Genomic DNA, 545 nt, shown 5'->3' on the forward strand with positions numbered 1-545 from the left:
GCGACATACTGCGCATACGCTCCAGATGCTCCTACCATTGCGACCGTTACGACCAAGATCGTCCTGGTCGAGCCGGGTCTCCCGCATGTTCTAGCAATCACTGAAGCAGCGACCCACGCGCCCAATGATGCATTCCAAATTGTTCGATATGGCTTATTCACGAAAGCGAATCATCATTTTGAGTTTTGAGAGCGGCATCGATATGCAACAGCCAGCGTTCTCGCTAAGCACATTCGAGTTGTATATGCCCCTCGCTCACTTTCCGCAATCTTTCGATCGCCCACTCCGACGAACGAGTGGCTCTTCGCAGCGATAGAACATTCACAACGATCCCAGACTGCGTCCCGCCCGACGAGCAAAAAATTCGTTTGTTGCATGCTGCACGCAAGTGACGCGCAACGTTGTTGATTTTTGTCGACTGGAACTTGCTTCCGATATGCGAAGCAAGGCGGATTCCTAAACTTTTCATTTTCCTGTCAATTCGACTGACCATCTTTGAATATGTTGATCGTCTTTTATTTAACTACATACCCACTATTCAGTAG

1 protein-coding gene is annotated in these 545 nt (G+C 48.8%); it reads left to right on the top strand.

Annotation, left to right across the window (positions count from 1 at the left end):
- Positions 1 to 189, top strand: a 189-nt coding sequence (locus J5M57_RS29010) for a hypothetical protein (protein ID WP_243435663.1), incomplete at its 5' end; no start/stop codon positions are given.
- Positions 190 to 545: the final 356 nt, after the last annotated feature.

The organism is Pseudomonas sp. 86_A (assembly GCF_017491705.1).
Lineage (GTDB): Bacteria > Pseudomonadota > Gammaproteobacteria > Pseudomonadales > Pseudomonadaceae > Aquipseudomonas > Aquipseudomonas koreensis.